Here is a 21,064-nt window from a genome sequence, read left to right as displayed (position 1 = left end):
ATGGGATGATGTGGTCCATGAAGGGACGAGTCCTTGTCGTCGACGACGACACCGCACTGGCCGAGATGCTCGGCATCGTGCTGCGTGGTGAAGGTTTTGAGCCGTCTTTCGTAGCTGACGGCGACAAGGCGCTGGCCGCTTTCCGTGAGGCCAAGCCCGATCTGGTGCTGCTCGACCTGATGCTGCCCGGACGGGACGGCATCGAGGTGTGCCGCCTGATCAGGGCGGAGTCCGGTGTGCCGATCGTGATGCTCACGGCCAAGAGCGACACCGTGGATGTGGTGGTCGGCCTCGAGTCGGGTGCGGACGACTACATCGTGAAGCCGTTCAAGCCGAAGGAGCTGGTGGCCCGGATCCGGGCGCGGCTGCGGAGGTCCGAGGAGCCGGCGCCCGAGCAGCTCGCGATCGGTGACCTCGTCATCGACGTGGCCGGTCACTCGGTGAAGCGGGACGGGCAGTCGATCGCCCTGACGCCGTTGGAGTTCGACCTGCTGGTGGCGCTGGCGCGCAAGCCGTGGCAGGTGTTCACGCGCGAGGTCCTGCTCGAGCAGGTATGGGGCTACCGCCACGCGGCGGACACCCGTCTCGTCAACGTGCACGTCCAGCGGCTGCGCTCCAAGGTCGAGAAGGACCCGGAGCGGCCGGAGATCGTGGTGACGGTCCGTGGCGTCGGTTACAAGGCGGGTCCGAGCTGAACGTGTCGCGTGACAGTGCCGCTTCGGCCCCCGGCCGCCCGGGGGCCCGCCCGGAGCGGCCTGTCGGACGGCGCACGGCGGGCTCCGGATGGGAACGGTTGATGGAGGGCGGGCTGCTGCAGGGCGGAGTCCAGGGCAGCCCGGTCCTCCGGCTCGTCATGCGCTGGGTGCGCCGTCCGCTGCTGCCCGTGATGCGGCTGTGGCGGCGCAACATCCAGCTCAAGATCGTCGTCACGACGCTGCTGATGTCCCTGGGTGTCGTGCTGCTGCTGGGCTTCGTCGTCATCGGACAGGTGCGCAACGGTCTGCTCGACGCCAAGGTGAAGGCGTCCCAGAGCCAGGCAGTCGGCGGCTTCACGGTCGCCGGGCAGAAGGCCGACAGCGCGGTCAGCGCCAGCGGCGGCGACGACAACTCGGGCACGGGCACCTACCCGGTGCAGAACGTCAGCGGATGGATGAGCGACCTCGTCGAGTCGCTCTCCAGTGGTGGCCAGGGCGCCTTCGACGTGGTCACTCTGAGCACCAGCGCCGTGGACAGCGGCGACAACCGGGGTCTCGGTCCGCGCGCGTCGGGTGACGTGGACCCCAGCCAGAGCGTGCCGGAGGACCTGCGCCGGCGCGTCGGTTCCGGTATGGGCGTGGCCCAGAGCTACACCCGCATCGTCTACACCGACAGCGACCGCGATCCGCAGCCCGCGCTCATCATCGGCAAGCAGATCAACGACCCCAACGGACACCCGTACCAGCTGTACTACCTCTTCCCGCTCACCCAGGAGGAGAAGTCGCTCAGCCTGGTCAAGGGGACCCTGGCGACCGCCGGGCTGTTCGTCGTGGTGCTCCTCGGGGCCATCGCCTGGCTCGTGGTGCGCCAGGTCGTCACCCCTGTGCGGATGGCTGCGGGCATCGCCGAACGGCTGTCCGCCGGGCGGCTGCAGGAACGTATGAAGGTCACCGGCGAGGACGACATCGCGCGCCTGGGCGAGGCCTTCAACAAGATGGCGCAGAACCTCCAGTTGAAGATCCAGCAGCTGGAGGACCTGTCGAGGATGCAGCGCCGGTTCGTGTCGGACGTGTCGCACGAGCTGCGCACGCCGCTGACGACCGTGCGGATGGCGGCCGACGTCATCCATGAGGCGCGGGTCGACTTCGACCCGGTGACCGCGCGGTCGGCGGAGCTGCTCGCGGACCAGCTGGACCGTTTCGAGTCGCTGCTCGCGGACCTGCTGGAGATCAGCCGCTTCGACGCGGGCGCGGCGGCCCTGGAGGCCGAGCCGATCGACCTGCGCGAGGTCGTGCGACGGGTGGTGAGCGGGGCGGAGCCGCTCGCCGAGCGCAAGGGCACGCGGATACGGATCGTCGGCGACCAGCAGCCCGTCGTCGCGGAGGCCGACGCCCGGCGGGTGGAGCGAGTACTGCGCAACCTGGTCGTCAACGCGGTCGAGCACGGCGAGGGCAAGGACGTCGTCGTCAAGCTCGCCGCGGCTGGCGGCGCGGTCGCGATCGCGGTACGGGACTACGGCGTGGGCCTCAAGCCGGGCGAGGCGACCCGGGTGTTCAGCCGGTTCTGGCGGGCGGACCCGGCACGCGCGCGTACCACCGGTGGTACGGGCCTGGGCCTGTCGATCGCCCTGGAGGACGCCCGGCTGCACGGCGGCTGGCTGCAGGCGTGGGGCGAGCCGGGCGGAGGTTCGCAGTTCCGGCTGACGCTGCCGCGGACCGCGGACGAGCCGCTGCGGGGCTCCCCGATACCTCTGGAGCCCATGGACTCGCGGCGCAACCGCGGGCTGAACGAGGCCGGGCAGCCCCAGGGCGGCTCGGGCAAGCTCGCCACGGTGCCCGCACAGTCCACGGGCGAACGGGCCTCGATCGCGCCGAGAATGGCCGCCGTGACGCCTACGGCCGACCCGACCGCGCTGCCGGGCAACGGCGCGCGGGTGGTGCCGCGGCCCACCGGGGCCGTGCGGCACCGGGAGGACAGCACACAGGACCCGTCGCGGGGCGACGGACCGCACGAGTGAGTGAGCAAGGGGAGGCAGTTCGTGGGCGCTGAGGGGGGCAGGCGGTGGCGTGCGCCGCACACCGGCGTGTTCGTCGGCTGTGGTGCCGTACTGCTGGCCGGGTGTGCCTCGATGCCGGACAGCGGGGACCTGCGCGGGGTGGAGTCGACGCCCCGGCAGGACGCCCAGGTACGGGTGTTCGCGATGCCGCCGCGGGAGAACGCCGGGCCCGGTGAGATCGTGCAGGGCTTCCTGGAGGCGCTGACCAGTGACGACCCGCAGTACGAGACGGCCCGCAAATATCTGACCGCGGGTGCCTCGCGCACGTGGCACCCCGACCAGTCCACCACCGTGCTGTCCGACGGGCCGAACCCCGTGTCCGAGCACAGCAGGAACCGCGAGGCGGAGGAGGAGTACTCGTACACGCTGACGGGCAGCAAGTTCGCCGTCGTGGACGCCCAGCACGCGTACGCGCCGGACTCGGGGACCTACAGCCGGACGGTGCACCTCACGCTGCAGAAGAAGACCAACCAGTGGCGCATCGACGCGCTGCCGCAGGGCGTGGTGATGGGCAGGTCCGACTTCCAGCGCAACTATGTGTCGGTCAACAAGTACTACTACGCGGCGAACGTGCCCGCCGCGGAGGGCGGACAACTGAGCACCGTCGCCGACCCGGTGTACGTGCGCAGCAAGGTGGACGCCGTCACCTCGACGGTCCGTGCGCTGCTGAAGGGGCCCACGCGCTGGCTGGACCCGGTCGCGACGTCGAGTTTCCCCCCGGGGACGGCGCTCAGGAAGGACGTCACCTCGCTGTCGCCCGACGACCAGAACAAGCTGACGGTGCCGTTGAACGACAACGCGGACCGGGTCGGGCGGACACAGTGCTCGCGGATGGCGGCGCAGCTGCTGTTCACGCTGCAGGATCTGACGCCGACGGGTGTGAACCAGGTCGAGCTGGAGCGCTCCGACGGCAGAAGGCTGTGCGAGCTGAACGAGAGCCGGGCGGAGACCATCGCCTCGCACGGCACGGCCAAGCAGCCCGAGTACGAGTACTTCATCGACGGCAAGCAGCGGCTGGTCCAGCTGCCGAGCCGCAGCAGTTCCAACCAGTTCGACCCGGTGCCGGGGGCCCTCGGCGAGGGGGAGAGGAAGCTGCGCGCGGCCGCCGTGTCGCGTGACGAGGACCGGGCGGCCGGGGTCTCGGCCGACGGGCATTATCTGTACGTCGGGGCGCTGGAGCCGAGCACCCCGCTCGGGAATCCGGTACTGGCCAGCGAGGGCCTGTCTCAGGACGACCGGCTGACGACGCCGAGCTGGGACGGCGGCGGCGACCTGTGGGTGGCCGACCGCGATCCGAAGCACCCTCGGCTCGTGGTGCTGGTGAAGGGCGTGGGCCAGCCGATCGAGGTCAGCACACCGGAACTCGACGGACGCATCGAGGCGGTGCGGGTCGCGGCCGACGGTGTGCGGATCGCGCTCATCGTGCAGAAGGCCGGCAAGACGTCCCTGCAGATCGGGCGGGTCGAGCGGCAGAGCGGGGCCGACGGCCACAGTGCCGTGTCGATCCTCGGACTGCGGTCCGTCACCCCGCAGTTGGAGGAGGTCACCGCCATGTCCTGGGCCGGGGACAGCCGGCTCGTGGTGGTCGGACGGGAGTCCGGCGGGGTGCAGCAGATGCGCTACGTGCAGGTCGACGGCTCCGTGCCGGCGGGCAACGCGCCGCCCTCGCTGACCGGGGTGAAGCAGATCGCGGCGTCCGAGGACGAGCGACTGCCGCTGGTGGCCTACTCGGAGGACGGCATCGTGCGGCTCTCGGCCGGGGCGCAGTGGCAGAAGGTAGTCAAGTTGGGGGCGGCACCGGTCTATCCGGGCTGAACCGCTGCATCGCCGCCGGTACGGCGGGCCCCGGCCGACCCGGGCCCCGGCCGACCCGGGCCCCGGCCGACCCGGGCCCCGGCCGACCCGGGCCCCGGCCGACCCGGGCCCCGGTTGTCCACAGGGTGTTTTCCACAGACCTGGCAGGCCGCTGCTCGCCTTGGCACAGTGGTGGCCATGCGGGGGTGGTGGCAGGACCTCACCGACCTGGTGCTGCCCGCCGAGTGCGGAGGCTGCGGAAGGCCGCGCACGGTGCTCTGCCCGGAGTGCCGAGCGGCCCTGCACGGGAGCGCACCACGGCGGGTGCGACCGGTGCCGGAGCCGGCGGGGCTGCCCGTGGTGCACGCGGCGGCTGCCTATGAGGGCGCGGTGCGCGCCGTGCTGCTGGCGCACAAGGAGCGCGGCGTCCTGACGCTGGCGAGGCCCCTCGGCAGGGCGCTCGCCGGGTGCGTACGGGCGGGGCTGGGCGAGACCGGGGACCGGGCCGGTCGTGCGCGGCCGACCGTGCTGCTGGTGCCCGTGCCCTCCGCGCGCCGGGCGGTGCGGGCGCGGGGGCACGACCCCATGCGGCGGATCGCGCTGGCTGCCGCGGGGGAGCTGCGCCGGGCGGGGACGGCGGCCCGGGTGGCGGCCGTGCTGCGCCAGCGCCGGGTGGTGGCCGACCAGTCGGGACTCGGTTCCCGGCAGCGGCTGGCCAATCTCGCCGGCGCGCTGGAAGTGGCCGAAGGCGGCGTCGGGCTGCTGACCGGCGGTCCGGTGGTCCTCGTCGACGATCTGATGACCACGGGAGCGTCGCTGGCGGAGGCGGCGCGCGCGGTACGGGCGGCGGTCCGGCACCCTCGAATGAGGGACCCGGAGGTGTATGCGCGCGTGACAGGGGAAGCAAGGGGGGAACGAAGAGCACGGGAGGCGACGGAAGTGCCCGCCCGGGTGCGGTGGTCAGCGGGAAAGACGGCCGCTCACGGTGCCACGGAGGAGATCCACGCGGCCGTGATCGCAGCGCCGCCGGATTCTTTCGAATTCAACCGGAACTGACCGGGGACTTGCGTCGTTGCAGGTAATGAGAAGGTCAATTCACCGGAATGGAGGTACGCGGCAGTAGAGGGTGACGACATCCGTCCGAGCGAGATATGTTCGGTGGTGAGAGAAAGGCGCAGGCCATCCCTCGCTTATCCGAATGTGTGCTGCGGGCTTTCTGCAATCACCCGCAGCCGTGGGATGGAGATCTCGCCCACGGGGGAGGAGGAGGTGGAAGTCACCGAGTCCGCGGCTCCGGAGCTGACCGGAGCCTGGTGCACAAGGGAGATGCTCCGCCAAAAATGCGGAGCGATCCGGGAACGGAGTTCTGCGTGGACATCGTCGTCAAGGGCCGCAAGACCGAGGTGCCCGAGCGGTTCCGGAAGCACGTGGCCGAGAAGCTGAAGCTGGACAAGATCCAGAAGCTGGATGCCAAGGTGATCAGCCTGGACGTCGAGGTGTCCAAGGAGCCCAACCCCCGACAGGCCGACCGTTCCGACCGAGTGGAGATCACCCTCCGCTCCCGCGGTCCGGTGATCAGGGCGGAGGCGGCGGCCAGCGATCCGTACGCGGCACTCGACCTGGCGTCGGAGAAGCTCGAGGCGCGGCTGCGCAAAGAGCACGACAAGCGCCACACCCGCCGCGGAGTCCGCAGGATCACGGCGGCCGAGGTGCCCGACCACGTCCCGGGCGCCGCGACCCTGAACGGCAACGGCACCGTCGTGTCGGAGGAGGACACGGACGGCGTGCCGACCAAGAAGATCGGGTCGCTCGAGGTGAAGGGCGAAGGCCCCCTCATCGTCCGTGAGAAGACACATGTCGCGTCCCCGATGTCACTCGACCAGGCCCTCTACGAGATGGAGCTGGTCGGGCACGACTTCTATCTGTTCGTCGACTCCGAGACCAAGCAACCCAGCGTCGTCTACCGTCGGCACGCCTATGACTACGGCGTCATTCACCTGAGCACCGACCAGATGGTGACTCAGACGCAGGCGGCTGCGGCAGGCGGAGTGGTCGGCGGCTGATTTCCGCCGGGTGACGGCTGTACCGGTGTGCCCCTGGGAGAGCCCGTGCGCCCCCAGGGGCTCCCGTGTGCGGCCATTTCTCGCCGCGCTCTGTCACCTGGCGGCCGCCCGGACATGGAATCATGGCCCGTAACGGCTCAACCGGTGGGTCGTTGCCTTGGGTTGGCGATGGCACAGGACCACAGGCCACAGCCTTCAGGGGGAGGAACGATGGCGGACAGCTTCGGACCGATGCATGAGGAGGATGCCGACGACGGCGTCGTCGGCATGGGCCCGGAGGAGGGCTCAGCCGGTGGCGAGCCCATCCGCGTCCTCGTGGTGGACGACCACGCGCTCTTCCGCCGCGGCCTGGAGATCGTGCTGGCCGCCGAGGAGGACATCCAGGTCGTCGGCGAGGCGGGAGACGGCGCGGAGGCGGTCGACAAGGCGGCCGACCTGCTGCCCGACATCGTGCTCATGGACGTCCGGATGCCCAAGCGGGGCGGGATCGAGGCCTGCACCTCCATCAAGGAGGTGGCGCCCAGCGCCAAGATCATCATGCTGACGATCAGCGATGAGGAAGCCGATCTCTACGACGCGATCAAGGCGGGCGCGACCGGGTACCTGCTCAAGGAGATCTCCACGGACGAGGTGGCCACGGCCATCCGCGCGGTCGCCGACGGACAGTCACAGATCAGCCCCTCCATGGCGTCGAAGCTCCTCACCGAGTTCAAGTCGATGATCCAGCGGACCGACGAGCGCCGGCTGGTGCCGGCGCCACGGCTCACCGACCGTGAGCTGGAGGTCCTCAAGCTCGTCGCCACCGGGATGAACAACCGGGACATCGCCAAGGAACTGTTCATCTCCGAGAACACCGTGAAGAACCACGTGCGCAACATCCTGGAGAAGCTGCAGCTGCACTCCAGGATGGAGGCCGTGGTCTACGCGATGCGGGAGAAGATCCTCGAGATCCGCTGACCGGCGGGCGGGACACCCCCGGCAGCGAGCTGCCGGGGACGCTGCGGCGTGGATCAGTCCAGGGCGCGGGCCAGCTCGCGGATCAGCGGCTCCCGCAGGGCCGGGGCGTCCACCCGCTCCACGCGTACGTTCGTGCAGTCCACCCAGGACGCCGCCTCCAGCAGGGCTTGGGCCACCGACGGGACCGCCCGGGAATCCTCCAGCGTGACCTGCTTGGCGACCAGGGTGCTGCCCTCGCGCGCCGGGTCCACCCGGCCGACCAGCCGGCCGCCGGCGAGCACCGGCATCGCGAAGTAGCCGTAGACCCGCTTCGGCTTGGGGACGTAGGCCTCCAGGCGGTGTGTGAAGCCGAAGATCCGCTCCGTGCGCGCCCGCTCCCAGATCAGGGAGTCGAAGGGCGACAGCAGCGTCGTACGGTGGCGGCCGCGCGGCGGGGTCGCGAGTGCCGCCGGATCCGCCCACGCCGGTTTGCCCCAGCCCTCGACCGTCACCGGGACCAGGCCCGAGTCCGCGATCACCGCGTCGACCTGCTCGCCCTTGAGACGGTGGTAGTCGGCGATGTCCGCGCGGGTGCCGACGCCGAGGGACCGGCCGGCGAGACCCACCAGCCTGCGCAGGCACTCGGTGTCGTCCAGCTCGTCGTGGAGGAGGGCCCCGGGGACGGCGCGCTCGGCGAGGTCGTAGACCCGCTTCCAGCCGCGGCGCTCGACGCACACCACCTCGCCGTACATCAGCGCGCGCTCCACCGCGACCTTCGTGCCGGACCAGTCCCACCACTCGCTGGTCCTCTTGGCACCGCCCAGGTCGGTGGCGGTGAGCGGGCCCTCGGCGCGCAGCTGCTTGATCACCTGGTCGTAGGCACCGTCCGGCAGCGTGTGGTTCCAGTGCGGGCGGGAGCGGTAGGCGCGGCGGCGGAAGGCGAAGTGGGGCCACTCCTCGACGGGGAGGATGCAGGCGGCGTGCGACCAGTACTCGAAGGCGTGGGGGTGGGGCGCGGAGCTGCCGGCCCCCGACGGCCTCCAGTACGCCGCGTCGACCGAGCCGCGCCCTGTCGCGCCGAGACGGGCGTACGCGATGAGCTCGTGGGAGCGGGCGAGGACCGAGATGGTGTCGAGCTGGACCGCTCCGAGGTGCCGCAGGACCCCGCGGACGCCTGCCCTGCGGTCGGGGGCCCCGAGGAAGCCCTGCGCCCGCAGGGCGATGCGGCGGGCTTCGTCGGCGGTCAGTTCGGCGGTGGGACGCGGCAGACTCGGCATGGTCACACCGTAGAGCCCCCCACTGACAACGCCGGGTGGGCCGGGGCCCCGGCCCCTGCCTACGCGCGCCGGGACGGTGCCGGCAGATAGGGCGCCGACGACGGCAGGCCCAGGTCGGAGGGCAGAAGCGAGCCCACCCAGCAGTCCCGCCGGACCCCTTTGTTGTTGATCGCGGAGCGCAGAGTGCCCTCGACGGTGAAGCCCACGCGTTCCGCGACGGCGCGCGAGCCCGCGTTGCCCACCTCGGCACGCCACTCCAGGCGGTCGATCGACACCTGGGTGAAGGCCCAGCGCGCCGCGGCGAGCGTCGCCTCCGTGAGGTAGCCGTTGCCCCGGTGTTCCTTCGCCGTCCAGAAGCCCACCTCGGCGACGCCCAGGGAGCGCATCGTCAGACCGAGCATGCTGACCAGCCCCGCGGAGGGCAGGAAGACACCGAAGGTGAACATCGAGCCGTCGGCCCAGCCGTCGGGAGCTATCTGGCCGACGAACCCCTCCGCGTGCTCACGCAGATACGGCGACGGGATCGTGGTCCAGCGCTGGATGTCGGGGTCCTGGGCGGCCGCGAACACAGCGTCGGCGTCCTGCGGGCCCACGGTGCGCAACAGGAGACGCTCAGTGGTCAGAGTGACGGGGTCCATCGCCCGATTCTGCTCGGGCCCCCGCCCCGCCGCCACGACATTTCGCGCCGCCCCGCCGGACGGGGCGTGTCCGCCACGCCGTCGGGTCTCCTCCCGTGTCATCGGGTCAGGCGACGGTTACTTTTCGTGGCACGGACGCGGCACCTTCCGTCATCCCCGTCCGTTGTCCTAGTGGCTGTCGACGACAGACCTCCCGGCGTGGCGGGGTCCTCGCTTACGATGGCCGTTGCTCAAGCTGTCATACAGAACCGACCGTCCATATCCGACCGTCCCAGGCCCGACCGGCAAGGAGACAAACCCCCGTGTCCGTCCTCTCGAAGATCATGCGTGCAGGCGAAGGCAAGATCCTGCGCAAGCTGCACCGCATCGCGGACCAGGTCAACTCCATCGAAGAGGACTTCGTCGACCTCTCCGACGCCGAGCTGCGGGCCCTCACCGATGAATACAAGCAGCGGTACGCCGACGGCGAGAGCCTCGACGACCTGCTGCCCGAGGCGTTCGCCACCGTGCGTGAGGCCGCCAAGCGCGTCCTCGGCCAGCGGCACTACGACGTGCAGATGATGGGCGGCGCCGCGCTCCACCTCGGCTATGTCGCCGAGATGAAGACCGGTGAGGGCAAGACCCTGGTCGGCACGCTGCCCGCCTATCTGAACGCCATCTCCGGAGACGGCGTCCACATCGTCACGGTCAACGACTACCTGGCCGAGCGCGACTCCGAGATGATGGGCCGCGTCCACCGGTTCCTGGGTCTGACCGTCGGCTGCATCCTGGCGAACATGACTCCGGCCCAGCGCCGCGAGCAGTACGCGTGCGACATCACCTACGGCACGAACAACGAGTTCGGCTTCGACTACCTCCGCGACAACATGGCGTGGTCGCAGGAGGAGCTGGTCCAGCGGGGCCACAACTTCGCCGTCGTCGACGAGGTCGACTCCATCCTCATCGACGAGGCCCGTACGCCGCTGATCATCTCCGGCCCGGCCGACCAGGCCACCAAGTGGTACGGCGACTTCGCCAAGCTGGTCACGCGCCTGAAGCGCGGGGAGGCGGGCAACCCGCTGAAGGGCGTCGAGGAGACCGGCGACTACGACGTCGACGAGAAGAAGCGCACCGTCGCCATCCACGAGTCCGGTGTCACCAAGGTCGAGGACTGGCTGGGCATCGACAACCTCTACGAGTCGGTGAACACCCCGCTGGTGGGCTACCTGAACAACGCCATCAAGGCCAAGGAGCTCTTCAAGCGCGACAAGGACTACGTCGTCATCGACGGCGAGGTCATGATCGTCGACGAGCACACCGGCCGTATCCTCGCCGGCCGCCGCTACAACGAGGGCATGCACCAGGCGATCGAGGCGAAGGAAGGGGTGGACATCAAGGACGAGAACCAGACGCTCGCCACGATCACCCTGCAGAACTTCTTCCGCCTCTACAACAAGCTCTCCGGCATGACCGGTACGGCGATGACCGAGGCCGCCGAGTTCCACCAGATCTACAAGCTCGGCGTGGTCCCGATCCCGACCAACAGGCCGATGGTCCGCAAGGACCAGTCGGACCTGATCTACCGCACCGAGGTCGCGAAGTTCGAGGCGGTCGTCGACGACATCGCCGAGAAGCACGAGAAGGGTCAGCCGATCCTGGTCGGCACCACCTCGGTCGAGAAGTCCGAGTACCTCTCGCAGCAGCTCAGCAAGCGCGGCATCCAGCACGAGGTGCTGAACGCCAAGCACCACGAGCGCGAAGCGGTGATCGTCGCCCAGGCCGGCCGCAAGGGCGCCGTTACCGTGGCCACCAACATGGCCGGCCGTGGTACGGACATCAAGCTCGGCGGCAACCCCGAGGACCTCGCCGAGGCCGAGCTGCGCCAGCGCGGCCTCGACCCCGAGGAGCACATCGAGGAGTGGGCGCAGGCCCTGCCCGCCGCCCTGGAGCGCGCCGAGCACGCGGTCAAGGCCGAGAAGGACGAGGTCGAGGACCTCGGCGGCCTGTATGTGCTGGGCACCGAGCGCCACGAGTCCCGCCGTATCGACAACCAGCTGCGCGGTCGTAGCGGCCGCCAGGGCGACCCGGGCGAGTCCCGGTTCTACCTCTCGCTGGGCGACGACCTGATGCGTCTGTTCAAGGCCCAGATGGTCGAGCGCGTGATGGCGATGGCGAACGTCCCGGACGACGTGCCGATCGAGAACAAGATGGTCACGCGCGCGATCGCGTCCGCCCAGTCGCAGGTCGAGACGCAGAACTTCGAGACCCGGAAGAACGTCCTCAAGTACGACGAGGTCCTCAACCGGCAGCGTGAGGTCATCTACGGCGAGCGGCGCCGCGTCCTGGAGGGCGAGGACCTGCACGAGCAGATCCAGCACTTCATGAACGACACGATCGACGCCTACGTCGGCGCCGAGACCTCCGAGGGCTTCGCCGAGGAGTGGGACCTGGACCGGCTGTGGGGCGCCTTCAAGCAGCTCTACCCGGTGAAGGTCACCATCGAGGAGCTGGAGGAGGCGGCCGGCGACCGTGCCGGGCTGACCGCCGAGTTCATCTCCGAGTCCATCAAGGACGACATCCGCGAGCAGTACGAGCAGCGTGAGGAGCAGCTCGGCTCCGAGATCATGCGTGAGCTGGAGCGCCGGGTCGTGCTGTCGGTCCTGGACCGCAAGTGGCGCGAGCACCTCTACGAGATGGACTACCTCCAGGAGGGCATCGGCCTGCGCGCGATGGCGCAGAAGGACCCGCTGGTCGAGTACCAGCGCGAGGGCTTCGACATGTTCACCGCGATGATGGAGGGCATCAAGGAGGAGTCCGTCGGCTATCTGTTCAACCTGGAGGTCCAGGTCGAGCAGCAGGTCGAGGAGGTACCGGTCGAGGACGCCAAGCCTTCCCTGGAGAAGGAGGAGGCGGTGGCGGCCCAGGCGGCCCGCCCCGAGATCCGTGCCAAGGGCCTGGAGGCCCCGCAGCGCCGCGAGCGGCTGCACTTCTCCGCGCCGACCGTGGACGGTGAGGGCGGCATCGTCGAGGGCGACTTCGCCGGCGACGACGGTGAGACGGTGCGCTCGGAGGCGGACGGCCTCACCCGGGCGGAGCGCCGCAAGCAGGCCAAGGGCGGACGCCGCCGCAAGAAGTGACGCTGCCCCGGCGACGGAGCGGCGGCAGCACGGCTGAGTGAGGGGCCGGGCACCTTGACGGGTGCCCGGCCCCTCGGTCGTCACCGTCAGTCGTCGTCCGCCCGGGGCGGCCGGGGCCCGCCCAATTCCACCGCCGCGCAGCGCCAGCGGTGGTCGGGGCCGCACTCCAGGCGGAACGCCATGGCGCGCAGCTGGTCGCCCGCACCGATCCGGGCGAAGGCCTCGATGGCCCCCGGACGCGGCACGAAGTAGCCGATGTCGCGGACCACGGGACGGGTGCCCCGGGTGCGCAGCGGGCCGCGTGCGGCGAGCCGGGCCAGCTCGTCGTAGGCCCGGCCGACGGTGTGGCCGAGCATGCTGTGCACCGGGCGCTGACCACTGAGCACCGACAGCAGGCGGTCGGCGAAGAGGTCCGTCGGGCGGGGCTGCGGGACGGTCGCCGCCCTGCCGGCAGCGTCGGATGGCGTCGTGACGCCGGTCCTGCCCGGGCCGTGGGCCGTCCGGCGCGGGGTGCCGCCGGGGCGGCGGGTGTCGTGGCGCACCGGTGGGCGTTCGCCCGGCCGGGACGGCGCGGGGCGTGTCGTGCTGTTCCTGGTCATCACCTTGTTCATGCGGGATCCCCGTTTCGCGGGACCGGCGGATACCGGTCGGTAACTTCTCGGTGGGGATCCTGTCCGAGACGGACGGGGCTCGCGAGGAGACGGCGGCGGCGCGGGGGCGGCCGGGAGAATCACCCATCAGGGTGAGGAGGCGGGCGAGAGCCCTTGGCGTGGCCGGGCCGGGCGGGGTGATCCCCGGGTGTCCCGGCTGACGGCGGGGAACGGCGCACGCTGGACCCGAAGGGGGACGCCCGCACGTATCCTGGGGTGACTCGCCGGAGTCGCGGAACGATCTTCGCGGGGCCCCACCAGGGCCCGTCCGGTGCCCCTGACCGACTACGAAAGCGGCTCGTCATGCGCGTCTACGTCCCTCTGACCCTCTCCGGTCTCGCCGAGGCGTACAAGACGGGCGAGCTGGGCGAGGGGCCGGTCGTCGCCTACGCCGTCACGCCCGCCCTGCGCGAGTGGTACCTCTCCGACGACATCGAGGAGCTGGAGTACGCGGCGCTGAGCCGGTCCGCGCTGGCCTCCCTGCGGCTGCTGGCGGCGGACCCGGGGGCGCCGCGGCGCCGGGTCGTCGTGGCGGTCGACGTGCCGGACGGCACGGCGGTGGCCGACCCGGACCGTGGGCTGGACCCGGCCGCGCTCGGCGAGGTGCGGGTCGCGGGACCCGTGCCGCTGGCCAAGGCCGCCGCGGTGCATGTCGACGCGGCCGACGCGGAGGCGGACGTGACCGAGGCGGCCCGCGCGGTTCCGGCGGCGGAGAACGGGGACGACGACGCGCAGTTCGTCGTGGACGGCGCCGAGGACCACGAACTGCTCTGGTACGCGACGCAGGAGATCCCGAATCTCCTGGGGCTCGCCCGCTGAGCCGGCCTCTCGGGCCCCCGCGAGCAGGACGGCGGTGATTGTCAGTGGCACCGGGTACGTTTTCCGGCATGGGGACGCAAGGAAACGCGCACATCGTCTGGGACTGGAACGGGACGCTGTTCCACGACAATGACGCGATCATCGGGGCGACGAACGCGGCCTTCGCGGAGCTGGGTCTGGAGCCCATCACGCTGGAGCGATACCGGGCGCTGTACTGCGTGCCGGTGCCGAAGTTCTACGAGCGGCTGATGGGACGGCTGCCCACCGACACCGAGTGGGAGGTCATGGACGCGATCTTCCACCGCTACTACGCGGAGCACCGGGTCCGGTGCGGGCTCACCGAGGGTGCGACGGAGCTGCTCGCGGGATGGCGTTCGGCCGGTCGCAGCCAGTCCATCCTGAGCATGTATGTGCACGAGGAACTCGTGCCGCTCGTGCGGGGGTTCGGGATCGAGACGCACTTCATCCGGGTGGAGGGGCGGGTCGGGCCCTCCGGGGGCAGCAAGGCCGAGCACATGGTCCGCCATATACGGGCCCTCGGCGGCGTCGACCCCGCGCGCACGGTGGTGATCGGTGACGCGGCCGACGACGCGATCGCCGCCCGGCACGTCGGAGCGCGGGCCGTGCTGTACACCGGGGGCTCGCACGGCCGCGCCAGCCTGGAGGAGGTCGGCGTGCCCGTGGTCGACACGCTGGAGGAAGCGGTCACCGAGGCCGAGCGCCTGGCGGCGTGAGGGGGACGCGGCGCCCGCCGGGGCGTCGCACCGCCGCCCGCCCGACTCAGCTCACCGGCGCCTTCGCCCGCAGCACGGTCAGGAACTCACGCATCCAGCCGGAGTGGTCCGGCCAGGCGCGGGACGACACGAGGGTGCCGTCGACGACCGCCTCGGCGTCCTGGAAGCTGGCACCGGCCGCCTGCATGTCCATCTCCAGCGCCGGATAGGACGTGACGCGCCGGCCGCGCAGGGCGTCGACGGCGGCGGTGAGCAGCGGCCCGTGACAGATCTGGGCGACCGGCTTGTCGGTGTCGAAGAACGACTTGACGATCTTGCGGAGTTCGGGGTCGTTGCGGAGGTACTCCGGGGCGCGTCCCCCGGGGATGACCAGGGCGATGTAGGCACCGGGGTCGACATCGGAGAAGGCGAGGTCGGCGGGCCAGGTGTAGCCGGGCTTCTCGGTGTACGTGTCGAAACCGGGTTCGAAGTCGTGGACGACGAAACGGAGGGTCTTCTGGGTGGGCGCGGCGATGTGGACCTCGTAGCCCTCCTCGCGAAGGCGCTGATAGGGGTAGAGGACCTCGAGTGATTCCGCCGCGTCCCCGGTGACGATCAGGATCTTCTGCGTCATGTCCGCTGTGCTCCCCTCGTTCATGCGGGCGGCCCGTCCAGTGCCTTCGTGCAACGTGCCTCAAGCCGGGGGCGCTGCCAAGGGGGCCCGTACGGTTCGTACCGCCATGCTCGCACCGAAGGCCGCGTATGGCGCGTATCGAAGGCCCTGCACGGCCGCGCCCCCTTCGCTCCTGTGCAGAACGTCAAACTTCGCGCCCCTCTTTTGTACACATACGGCTCATGACGTGCCCCCCGTGAAGAGCGATAGCCTGGTGGCGTGATCAGCGCGATACCTCGCGGGGACGTTGTCGTCCCTGCCTTGCGCCCGGTGAGCACGGACGGTGTCCGTGACCGGGCGGCGGTCGCTGGTCTTCGCAGGCGGGGCCGGTCGAGCAGGGCGCCGAAGGCGCCCGGCGCGGCAGCCGGGGCGCCGAGGACGCGAGGGGCGCGGAACGCGCCGAGAGCAGCGTCACAGTCGCCGAGGGTGCCGGAAATGGCCGATAACCCCCCGCCCATCTCTCCAAGCGGCATAGCGTCGAACCAGACCGGACACCCCGCGTCACGGCGTCATGTCGGAGAAGAGACCGTACTTCCTTCTACGTCACGCAACGGCGCGCGACAGGAGCCAGAGGACAATGCAGACCAAGCTGGACGAAGCCAAGGCCGAGCTGCTCGAGAGGGCCGCCCGGGTAGCTGAGAACAGCCCGGTCGGGGGGCACCTACCGACTGGGACGACGGGCGCGGGAACCCCGGACCGGGACACCGTGCTCGCGTTCCTCCAGCGCTACTACCTGCACACCGCCCCGGAGGACCTGGCCGACCGTGACCCGGTCGACGTCCTGGGAGCCGCGTTCTCGCACTACAGACTGGCCGAAACGCGTCCCCAGGGCACGGCGAACGTGCGGGTGCACACCCCCACCGTCGAGGAGAACGGCTGGACCTGCAGCCACTCCGTGGTGGAGGTCGTGACCGACGACATGCCCTTCCTGGTCGACTCCGTGACCAACGAGCTGTCCCGGCAGGGCCGCGGCATCCACGCCGTGATCCACCCGCAGTTCGTCGTCCGTCGTGATCTGACCGGCAAGCTGCTGGAGGTCCTGCCCGAACAGCCCGGCGCCGAGCTGCCGCACGACGCGCATGTCGAGTCCTGGATCCATGTCGAGATCGACCGGGAGAGCGACCGCTCCGACCTGAAGCAGATCACCGCCGATCTGCTGCGTGTCCTGTCCGACGTCCGCGAGGCCGTCGAGGACTGGGAGAAGATGCGCGAGTGCGCGCTGCGCGTCGCCGAGGGGCTCCAGAAGGAGTCCGTGCCCGGGGACCTGCCCGCCCCCGAGGTCGAGGAGGCCGGCGAGCTGCTGCGCTGGCTGGCCGCCGACCACTTCACCTTCCTCGGCTTCCGCGAGTACGAGCTGCGTGAGGACGACTCGCTGGCCGCCGTGCCCGGCACCGGACTCGGCATACTGCGATCGGACCCGCACCACTCGGGCGAGGAGAGCCACCCGGTCAGCCCGTCCTTCGAGCGGCTGCCCGCCGACGCCCGCGCCAAGGCCCGCGAGCACAAGCTGCTGGTCCTCACCAAGGCCAACAGCCGCGCCACCGTGCACCGGCCGTCGTACCTCGACTACGTCGGGGTGAAGAAGTTCGACGAGAACGGCAACGTCATCGGCGAGCGCCGGTTCCTCGGCCTGTTCTCGTCCGCCGCGTACACCGAGTCCGTGCGCCGTGTGCCGGTCATCCGGCGCAAGGTCGCCCAGGTCCTCAAGGGCGCCGGGTTCTCGCCCAACAGCCACGACGGCCGCGACCTGCTCCAGATCCTGGAGACCTACCCGCGCGACGAGCTGTTCCAGACGCCGGTGGACGAGCTGCGCTCGATCGTCACCTCGGTCCTCTACCTCCAGGAACGCCGCCGGCTGCGGCTCTACCTGCGCCAGGACGAGTACGGGCGCTACTACTCGGCCCTCGTCTACCTGCCGCGCGACCGCTACACCACGGGCGTCCGGCTGCGCATCATCGACATCCTCAAGGAGGAACTGGGCGGCACCAGCGTCGACTTCACGGCCTGGAACACCGAGTCGATCCTCTCCCGGCTGCACTTCGTCGTGCGCGTCCCGCAGGGTACCGAGCTGCCCCAGATGTCCGACGCCGACCGGGAGCGCATCGAGGCGCGCCTCGTGGAGGCCGCCCGCTCCTGGGCCGACGGCTTCGCCGAGGCGCTGAACGCCGAGTGCGGTGAGGAGCGCGCCGCCGAGCTGCTGCGCCGCTACGGAAGCAGCTTCCCCGAGGGCTACAAGGCCGACCACACCCCCCGCGCCGCGGTCGCCGACCTGGTCCACCTGGAGCAGCTCACCGCCGAGGAGGGCGGCCGCAACTTCGCGCTCAGCCTGTACGAGCCGGTGGGCGTGGGCCCCGGCGAGCGCCGCTTCAAGATCTACCGCAAGGGCGAGGCCGTCTCCCTGTCCGCTGTGCTGCCGGTGCTCCAGCGGCTCGGCGTCGAGGTCATCGACGAGCGTCCGTACGAGCTGCGCTGCGCGGACCGTACGACCGCGTGGATCTACGACTTCGGCCTGCGCCTGCCGAAGTCCCTGGTCGACAACGGCGACCACCTCGGCGACGACGCCCGTGAGCGCTTCCAGGACGCCTTCGCCGCGACCTGGACCGGGCAGGCCGAGAACGACGGCTTCAACGCCCTGGTGCTGAGCGCCGGGCTCACCTGGCGGCAGGCCATGGTGCTGCGCGCGTACGCCAAGTACCTGCGGCAGGCCGGTTCCACCTTCAGCCAGGACTACATGGAGGACACCCTCCGAAACAATGTCCACACCACCCGGCTGCTGGTCTCGCTGTTCGAGGCGCGGATGTCGCCGGAGCGGCAGCGAGCCGGTCTGGAGCTGACCGACGCCCTGCTGGAGGAGCTGGACGCCGCGCTCGACCAGGTCGCCTCTCTGGACGAGGACCGCATCCTGCGCTCCTTCCTCACCCTGATCAAGGCGACCCTGCGCACCAACTTCTTCCAGGACGGGCGTGACGGCAGGCCGCACGACTACGTCTCCATGAAGTTCGACCCGCAGGCCATCCCGGACCTGCCGGCGCCGCGCCCGGCGTACGAGATCTGGGTGTACTCGCCGAAGGTCGAGGGCGTGCACCTGCGCTTCGGCAAGGTCGCGCGCGGTGGTCTGCGCTGGTCCGACCGGCGTGAGGACTTCCGCACCGAGATCCTCGGCCTGGTCAAGGCGCAGATGGTGAAGAACACCGTCATCGTGCCGGTGGGTGCCAAGGGCGGCTTCGTCGCCAAGCAGCTGCCGGACCCGGCCGCGGACCGTGACGCCTGGCTCGCGGAGGGCATCCGCAGCTACCGCACCTTCATCTCGGCGCTGCTCGACATCACCGACAACCTGGTGGCCGGCGAGGTCGTGCCGCCCGCGGACGTGGTCCGGCACGACTCCGACGACACCTATCTCGTGGTCGCCGCGGACAAGGGCACGGCGACGTTCTCGGACATCGCCAACGAGGTCGCCGAGAGCTACGGCTTCTGGCTCGGCGACGCCTTCGCCTCCGGCGGCTCGGCGGGCTACGACCACAAGAAGATGGGCATCACCGCCCGCGGCGCCTGGGAGTCGGTGAAGCGGCACTTCCGGGAGGTGGGTGTCGACACCCAGGCCGAGGACTTCACCGTGGTGGGTGTCGGTGACATGTCCGGTGACGTGTTCGGCAACGGCATGCTGCTGTCCGAGCACATCCGCCTGGTCGCGGCCTTCGACCACCGGCACATCTTCATCGACCCGAACCCGGACGCGGCGACCTCGTACGCGGAGCGCCGCCGTCTGTTCGAGCTGCCGCGCTCCTCGTGGGCCGACTACAACGCCGAACTGCTGTCGGCGGGCGGCGGTGTGTTCCCGCGGTCGGCGAAGTCGATCCCGGTCAACGCGCACATCCGTGAGGCGCTCGGCATCGAGGGCACGGTCATGAAGATGACCCCGGCCGACCTGATGAAGACGATCCTCGCGGCGCCGGTGGACCTGCTGTGGAACGGCGGCATCGGCACGTACGTCAAGTCCTCGGCGGAGTCGAACGCGGACGTCGGCGACAAGGCCAACGACGCGATCCGCGTCGACGGCAAGGACCTGCGGGTCAAGGTCGTGGGCGAGGGCGGCAACCTGGGTCTGACCCAGCTCGGCCGGATCGAGTTCGCCCAGCACGGCGGCAAGATCAACACGGATGCCATCGACAACAGCGCGGGCGTGGACACCTCCGACCACGAGGTGAACATCAAGATCCTGCTCAACGCGGTCGTGGCCAACGGGGATCTGACGGTCAAGCAGCGCAACCAGGTGCTCGCCGAGATGACCGACGAGGTCGGCGCCCTGGTGCTGCGCAACAACTATGCGCAGAACGTGGCGATCGCCAACGCTCTGTTCCAGTCGAAGGACATGCTGCACGCACAGCAGCGGTTCCTGCGCCACCTGGTGCGCGAGGGCCACCTCGACCGGGCGCTGGAGTTCCTGCCCACCGACCGGCAGATCCGTGAGCGGCTGAACGCCGGTCAGGGTCTGACCGGCCCGGAGACGGCCGTCCTGCTGGCGTACACCAAGATCACGGTCTCCCGGGAGCTGCTGGAGACGGAGCTGCCCGACGACCCGTATCTGCGCCGCCTGCTGCACGCCTACTTCCCGACGGCGCTGCGCGACAGGTTCTCCGAGCAGATCGACAGCCACGCGCTGCGGCGTGAGATCGTGACGACCCTGCTGGTCAACGACACGGTCAACACGGGCGGTACGAGCTTCCTGCACCGTATGCGCGAGGAGACGGGCGCGTCGCTGGAGGAGATCGTCAGGGCGCAGACCGCGTCCCGCGCGATCTTCCACTCCGGCGCGGTGTGGGACGCGGTCGAGGACCTGGACAACAAGGTCGACGCCGACGTCCAGACCCGTATCCGGCTGCACTCCCGCCGGCTGGTGGAGCGCGGCACGCGCTGGCTGCTCAACAACCGGCCGCAGCCGCTCCAGCTCACCGAGACCATCGCGTTCTTCGGTGACCGCGTGGAGCAGGTCTGGAGCGAGCTGCCGAAGCTGCTGCGCGGCGCGGACCTGGAGTGGTGGCAGAAGATCTACGACGAGCTGACGAGCGCTGGCGTCCCGGACGAACTCGCCACGCGCGTGGCCGGGTTCTCCTCCGCCTTCCCGGCGCTCGACATCGTCTCGGTGGCCGACCGCACCAACAAGGACCCGATGGACGTCGCCGAGGTCTACTACGACCTCGCCGACCGCCTCAGCATCACGCAGCTGATGGACCGCATCATCGAACTGCCGCGCACCGACCGGTGGCAGTCGATGGCCCGGGCGGCGATCCGCGAGGATCTGTACGCGGCCCACGCGGGTCTGACGGCCGAGATCCTGGCCGTGGGCAACGGCGCCTCCACGCCGGAGCAGCGGTTCGAGGCCTGGCGGGAGAAGAACGGAGCGATCCTGAGCCGGGCCCGGACGACCCTCGACGAGATCTCGGGCTCGGACTCGTTCGACCTCGCGAACCTCTCGGTCGCGATGCGCACGATGCGGACGCTGCTGCGGTCGCACGGCTAGTCCCGCACGAAGGCGGGGGCGCCCCCTGGGTGGGGCGCCCCCGTCTGCGCATCGAAAGAGCATTCCCCGTTCGACGGTCACGTACCGCTTTCTTGCCAAGGCCTAGGGGAATTCC

The 21,064-nt window shown here is 70.4% G+C and carries 14 protein-coding genes; 10 read left to right on the top strand and 4 right to left on the bottom strand.

Features of this window, described 5'->3' with window-relative positions:
- Window positions 1–5 precede the first annotated feature (5 nt).
- The 6 genes from mtrA (at window position 6) to ACFY2Z_RS34010 (ending at window position 7,566) form a co-directional block, all read left to right on the top strand.
- Window positions 6–695, top strand: coding sequence for a two-component system response regulator MtrA (mtrA, locus tag ACFY2Z_RS34035; protein ID WP_311692199.1), 690 nt, complete (start codon window positions 6–8; stop codon window positions 693–695).
- A gap of 2 nt (window positions 696–697) precedes the next feature.
- On the top strand, window positions 698–2,713 hold the full coding sequence (gene mtrB, locus ACFY2Z_RS34030) for an MtrAB system histidine kinase MtrB (protein ID WP_390747902.1): 2,016 nt from the start codon (window positions 698–700) through the stop codon (window positions 2,711–2,713).
- Between the two features lie 21 nt (window positions 2,714–2,734).
- Window positions 2,735–4,567: an LpqB family beta-propeller domain-containing protein gene (locus tag ACFY2Z_RS34025; protein ID WP_390747901.1), complete on the top strand. Its 1,833-nt coding sequence runs from the start codon at window positions 2,735–2,737 to the stop codon at window positions 4,565–4,567.
- A 177-nt stretch (window positions 4,568–4,744) separates the two neighbouring features.
- The gene (locus ACFY2Z_RS34020; RefSeq protein ID WP_390747900.1) at window positions 4,745–5,602 is read left to right on the top strand and encodes a ComF family protein; all 858 of its coding nucleotides are present in this window, start codon (window positions 4,745–4,747) and stop codon (window positions 5,600–5,602) included.
- A 314-nt stretch (window positions 5,603–5,916) separates the two neighbouring features.
- Window positions 5,917–6,609, top strand: a complete 693-nt coding sequence (hpf, locus tag ACFY2Z_RS34015) for a ribosome hibernation-promoting factor, HPF/YfiA family (protein WP_390747899.1) — start codon at window positions 5,917–5,919, stop codon at window positions 6,607–6,609.
- A 210-nt stretch (window positions 6,610–6,819) separates the two neighbouring features.
- Complete coding sequence (locus tag ACFY2Z_RS34010) at window positions 6,820–7,566, top strand: response regulator transcription factor (protein ID WP_355904567.1); 747 nt, start codon at window positions 6,820–6,822, stop codon at window positions 7,564–7,566.
- Between the two features lie 53 nt (window positions 7,567–7,619).
- On the opposite strand, the gene ACFY2Z_RS34005 is transcribed toward ACFY2Z_RS34010, so the two are convergent.
- Together ACFY2Z_RS34005 and ACFY2Z_RS34000 are read right to left on the bottom strand one after the other, a co-directional pair.
- Window positions 7,620–8,822, bottom strand: a complete 1,203-nt coding sequence (locus tag ACFY2Z_RS34005) for a winged helix-turn-helix domain-containing protein (protein ID WP_390747898.1) — start codon at window positions 8,820–8,822, stop codon at window positions 7,620–7,622.
- 59 nt (window positions 8,823–8,881) lie between these two features.
- Complete coding sequence (locus ACFY2Z_RS34000; protein WP_390747897.1) at window positions 8,882–9,460, bottom strand: GNAT family N-acetyltransferase; 579 nt, start codon at window positions 9,458–9,460, stop codon at window positions 8,882–8,884.
- 302 nt (window positions 9,461–9,762) lie between these two features.
- On the opposite strand from ACFY2Z_RS34000, the gene secA reads away from it, so the two are divergent.
- On the top strand, window positions 9,763–12,576 hold the full coding sequence (secA, locus tag ACFY2Z_RS33995; RefSeq protein WP_390747896.1) for a preprotein translocase subunit SecA: 2,814 nt from the start codon (window positions 9,763–9,765) through the stop codon (window positions 12,574–12,576).
- Between the two features lie 86 nt (window positions 12,577–12,662).
- On the opposite strand, the gene ACFY2Z_RS33990 is transcribed toward secA, so the two are convergent.
- Window positions 12,663–13,187, bottom strand: a complete 525-nt coding sequence (locus ACFY2Z_RS33990; protein ID WP_390747895.1) for an Rv3235 family protein — start codon at window positions 13,185–13,187, stop codon at window positions 12,663–12,665.
- A 342-nt stretch (window positions 13,188–13,529) separates the two neighbouring features.
- Here ACFY2Z_RS33990 and ACFY2Z_RS33985 point away from each other — a divergent pair, with 342 nt between their 5' ends.
- On the top strand, window positions 13,530–14,045 hold the full coding sequence (locus ACFY2Z_RS33985) for a DUF6912 family protein (RefSeq protein WP_390747894.1): 516 nt from the start codon (window positions 13,530–13,532) through the stop codon (window positions 14,043–14,045).
- 68 nt (window positions 14,046–14,113) lie between these two features.
- Window positions 14,114–14,779: an HAD family hydrolase gene (locus tag ACFY2Z_RS33980; RefSeq protein WP_390747893.1), complete on the top strand. Its 666-nt coding sequence runs from the start codon at window positions 14,114–14,116 to the stop codon at window positions 14,777–14,779.
- 46 nt (window positions 14,780–14,825) lie between these two features.
- Here ACFY2Z_RS33980 and ACFY2Z_RS33975 read toward each other — a convergent pair whose 3' ends face one another.
- Window positions 14,826–15,392 carry a DJ-1/PfpI family protein gene (locus ACFY2Z_RS33975; RefSeq protein WP_355904548.1) on the bottom strand — a complete coding sequence of 189 codons (567 nt, stop codon included), beginning with the start codon at window positions 15,390–15,392 and terminating at the stop codon, window positions 14,826–14,828.
- Window positions 15,393–16,008: 616 nt separating this feature from the next.
- Here ACFY2Z_RS33975 and ACFY2Z_RS33970 point away from each other — a divergent pair.
- Complete coding sequence (locus tag ACFY2Z_RS33970) at window positions 16,009–20,949, top strand: NAD-glutamate dehydrogenase (RefSeq protein ID WP_390747892.1); 4,941 nt, start codon at window positions 16,009–16,011, stop codon at window positions 20,947–20,949.
- Window positions 20,950–21,064: the final 115 nt, after the last annotated feature.

The sequence above is a fragment of the Streptomyces sp. NPDC001222 genome, from assembly GCF_042896945.1.
In the GTDB taxonomy this organism is placed as follows: domain Bacteria; phylum Actinomycetota; class Actinomycetes; order Streptomycetales; family Streptomycetaceae; genus Streptomyces; species Streptomyces gibsoniae.
The sequence above is the reverse complement of the archived record's forward strand: the minus strand, read 5'-3'. Positions and strand labels throughout refer to the sequence as shown.

Coding starts and splice junctions, on each gene's coding strand:
- ACFY2Z_RS34020 (WP_390747900.1), top strand. CDS start 4,745: ATGCGGGGGTGGTGGCAGGACCTCACCGACCTGGTGCTGCCCGCCGAG.
- ACFY2Z_RS33985 (WP_390747894.1), top strand. CDS start 13,530: ATGCGCGTCTACGTCCCTCTGACCCTCTCCGGTCTCGCCGAGGCGTAC.
- ACFY2Z_RS34010 (WP_355904567.1), top strand. CDS start 6,820: ATGGCGGACAGCTTCGGACCGATGCATGAGGAGGATGCCGACGACGGC.
- ACFY2Z_RS33970 (WP_390747892.1), top strand. CDS start 16,009: ATGCAGACCAAGCTGGACGAAGCCAAGGCCGAGCTGCTCGAGAGGGCC.
- ACFY2Z_RS33980 (WP_390747893.1), top strand. CDS start 14,114: ATGGGGACGCAAGGAAACGCGCACATCGTCTGGGACTGGAACGGGACG.
- mtrA (WP_311692199.1), top strand. CDS start 6: ATGATGTGGTCCATGAAGGGACGAGTCCTTGTCGTCGACGACGACACC.
- ACFY2Z_RS34005 (WP_390747898.1), bottom strand. CDS start 8,822: ATGCCGAGTCTGCCGCGTCCCACCGCCGAACTGACCGCCGACGAAGCC.
- ACFY2Z_RS33990 (WP_390747895.1), bottom strand. CDS start 13,187: ATGAACAAGGTGATGACCAGGAACAGCACGACACGCCCCGCGCCGTCC.
- ACFY2Z_RS34000 (WP_390747897.1), bottom strand. CDS start 9,460: ATGGACCCCGTCACTCTGACCACTGAGCGTCTCCTGTTGCGCACCGTG.
- ACFY2Z_RS33975 (WP_355904548.1), bottom strand. CDS start 15,392: ATGACGCAGAAGATCCTGATCGTCACCGGGGACGCGGCGGAATCACTC.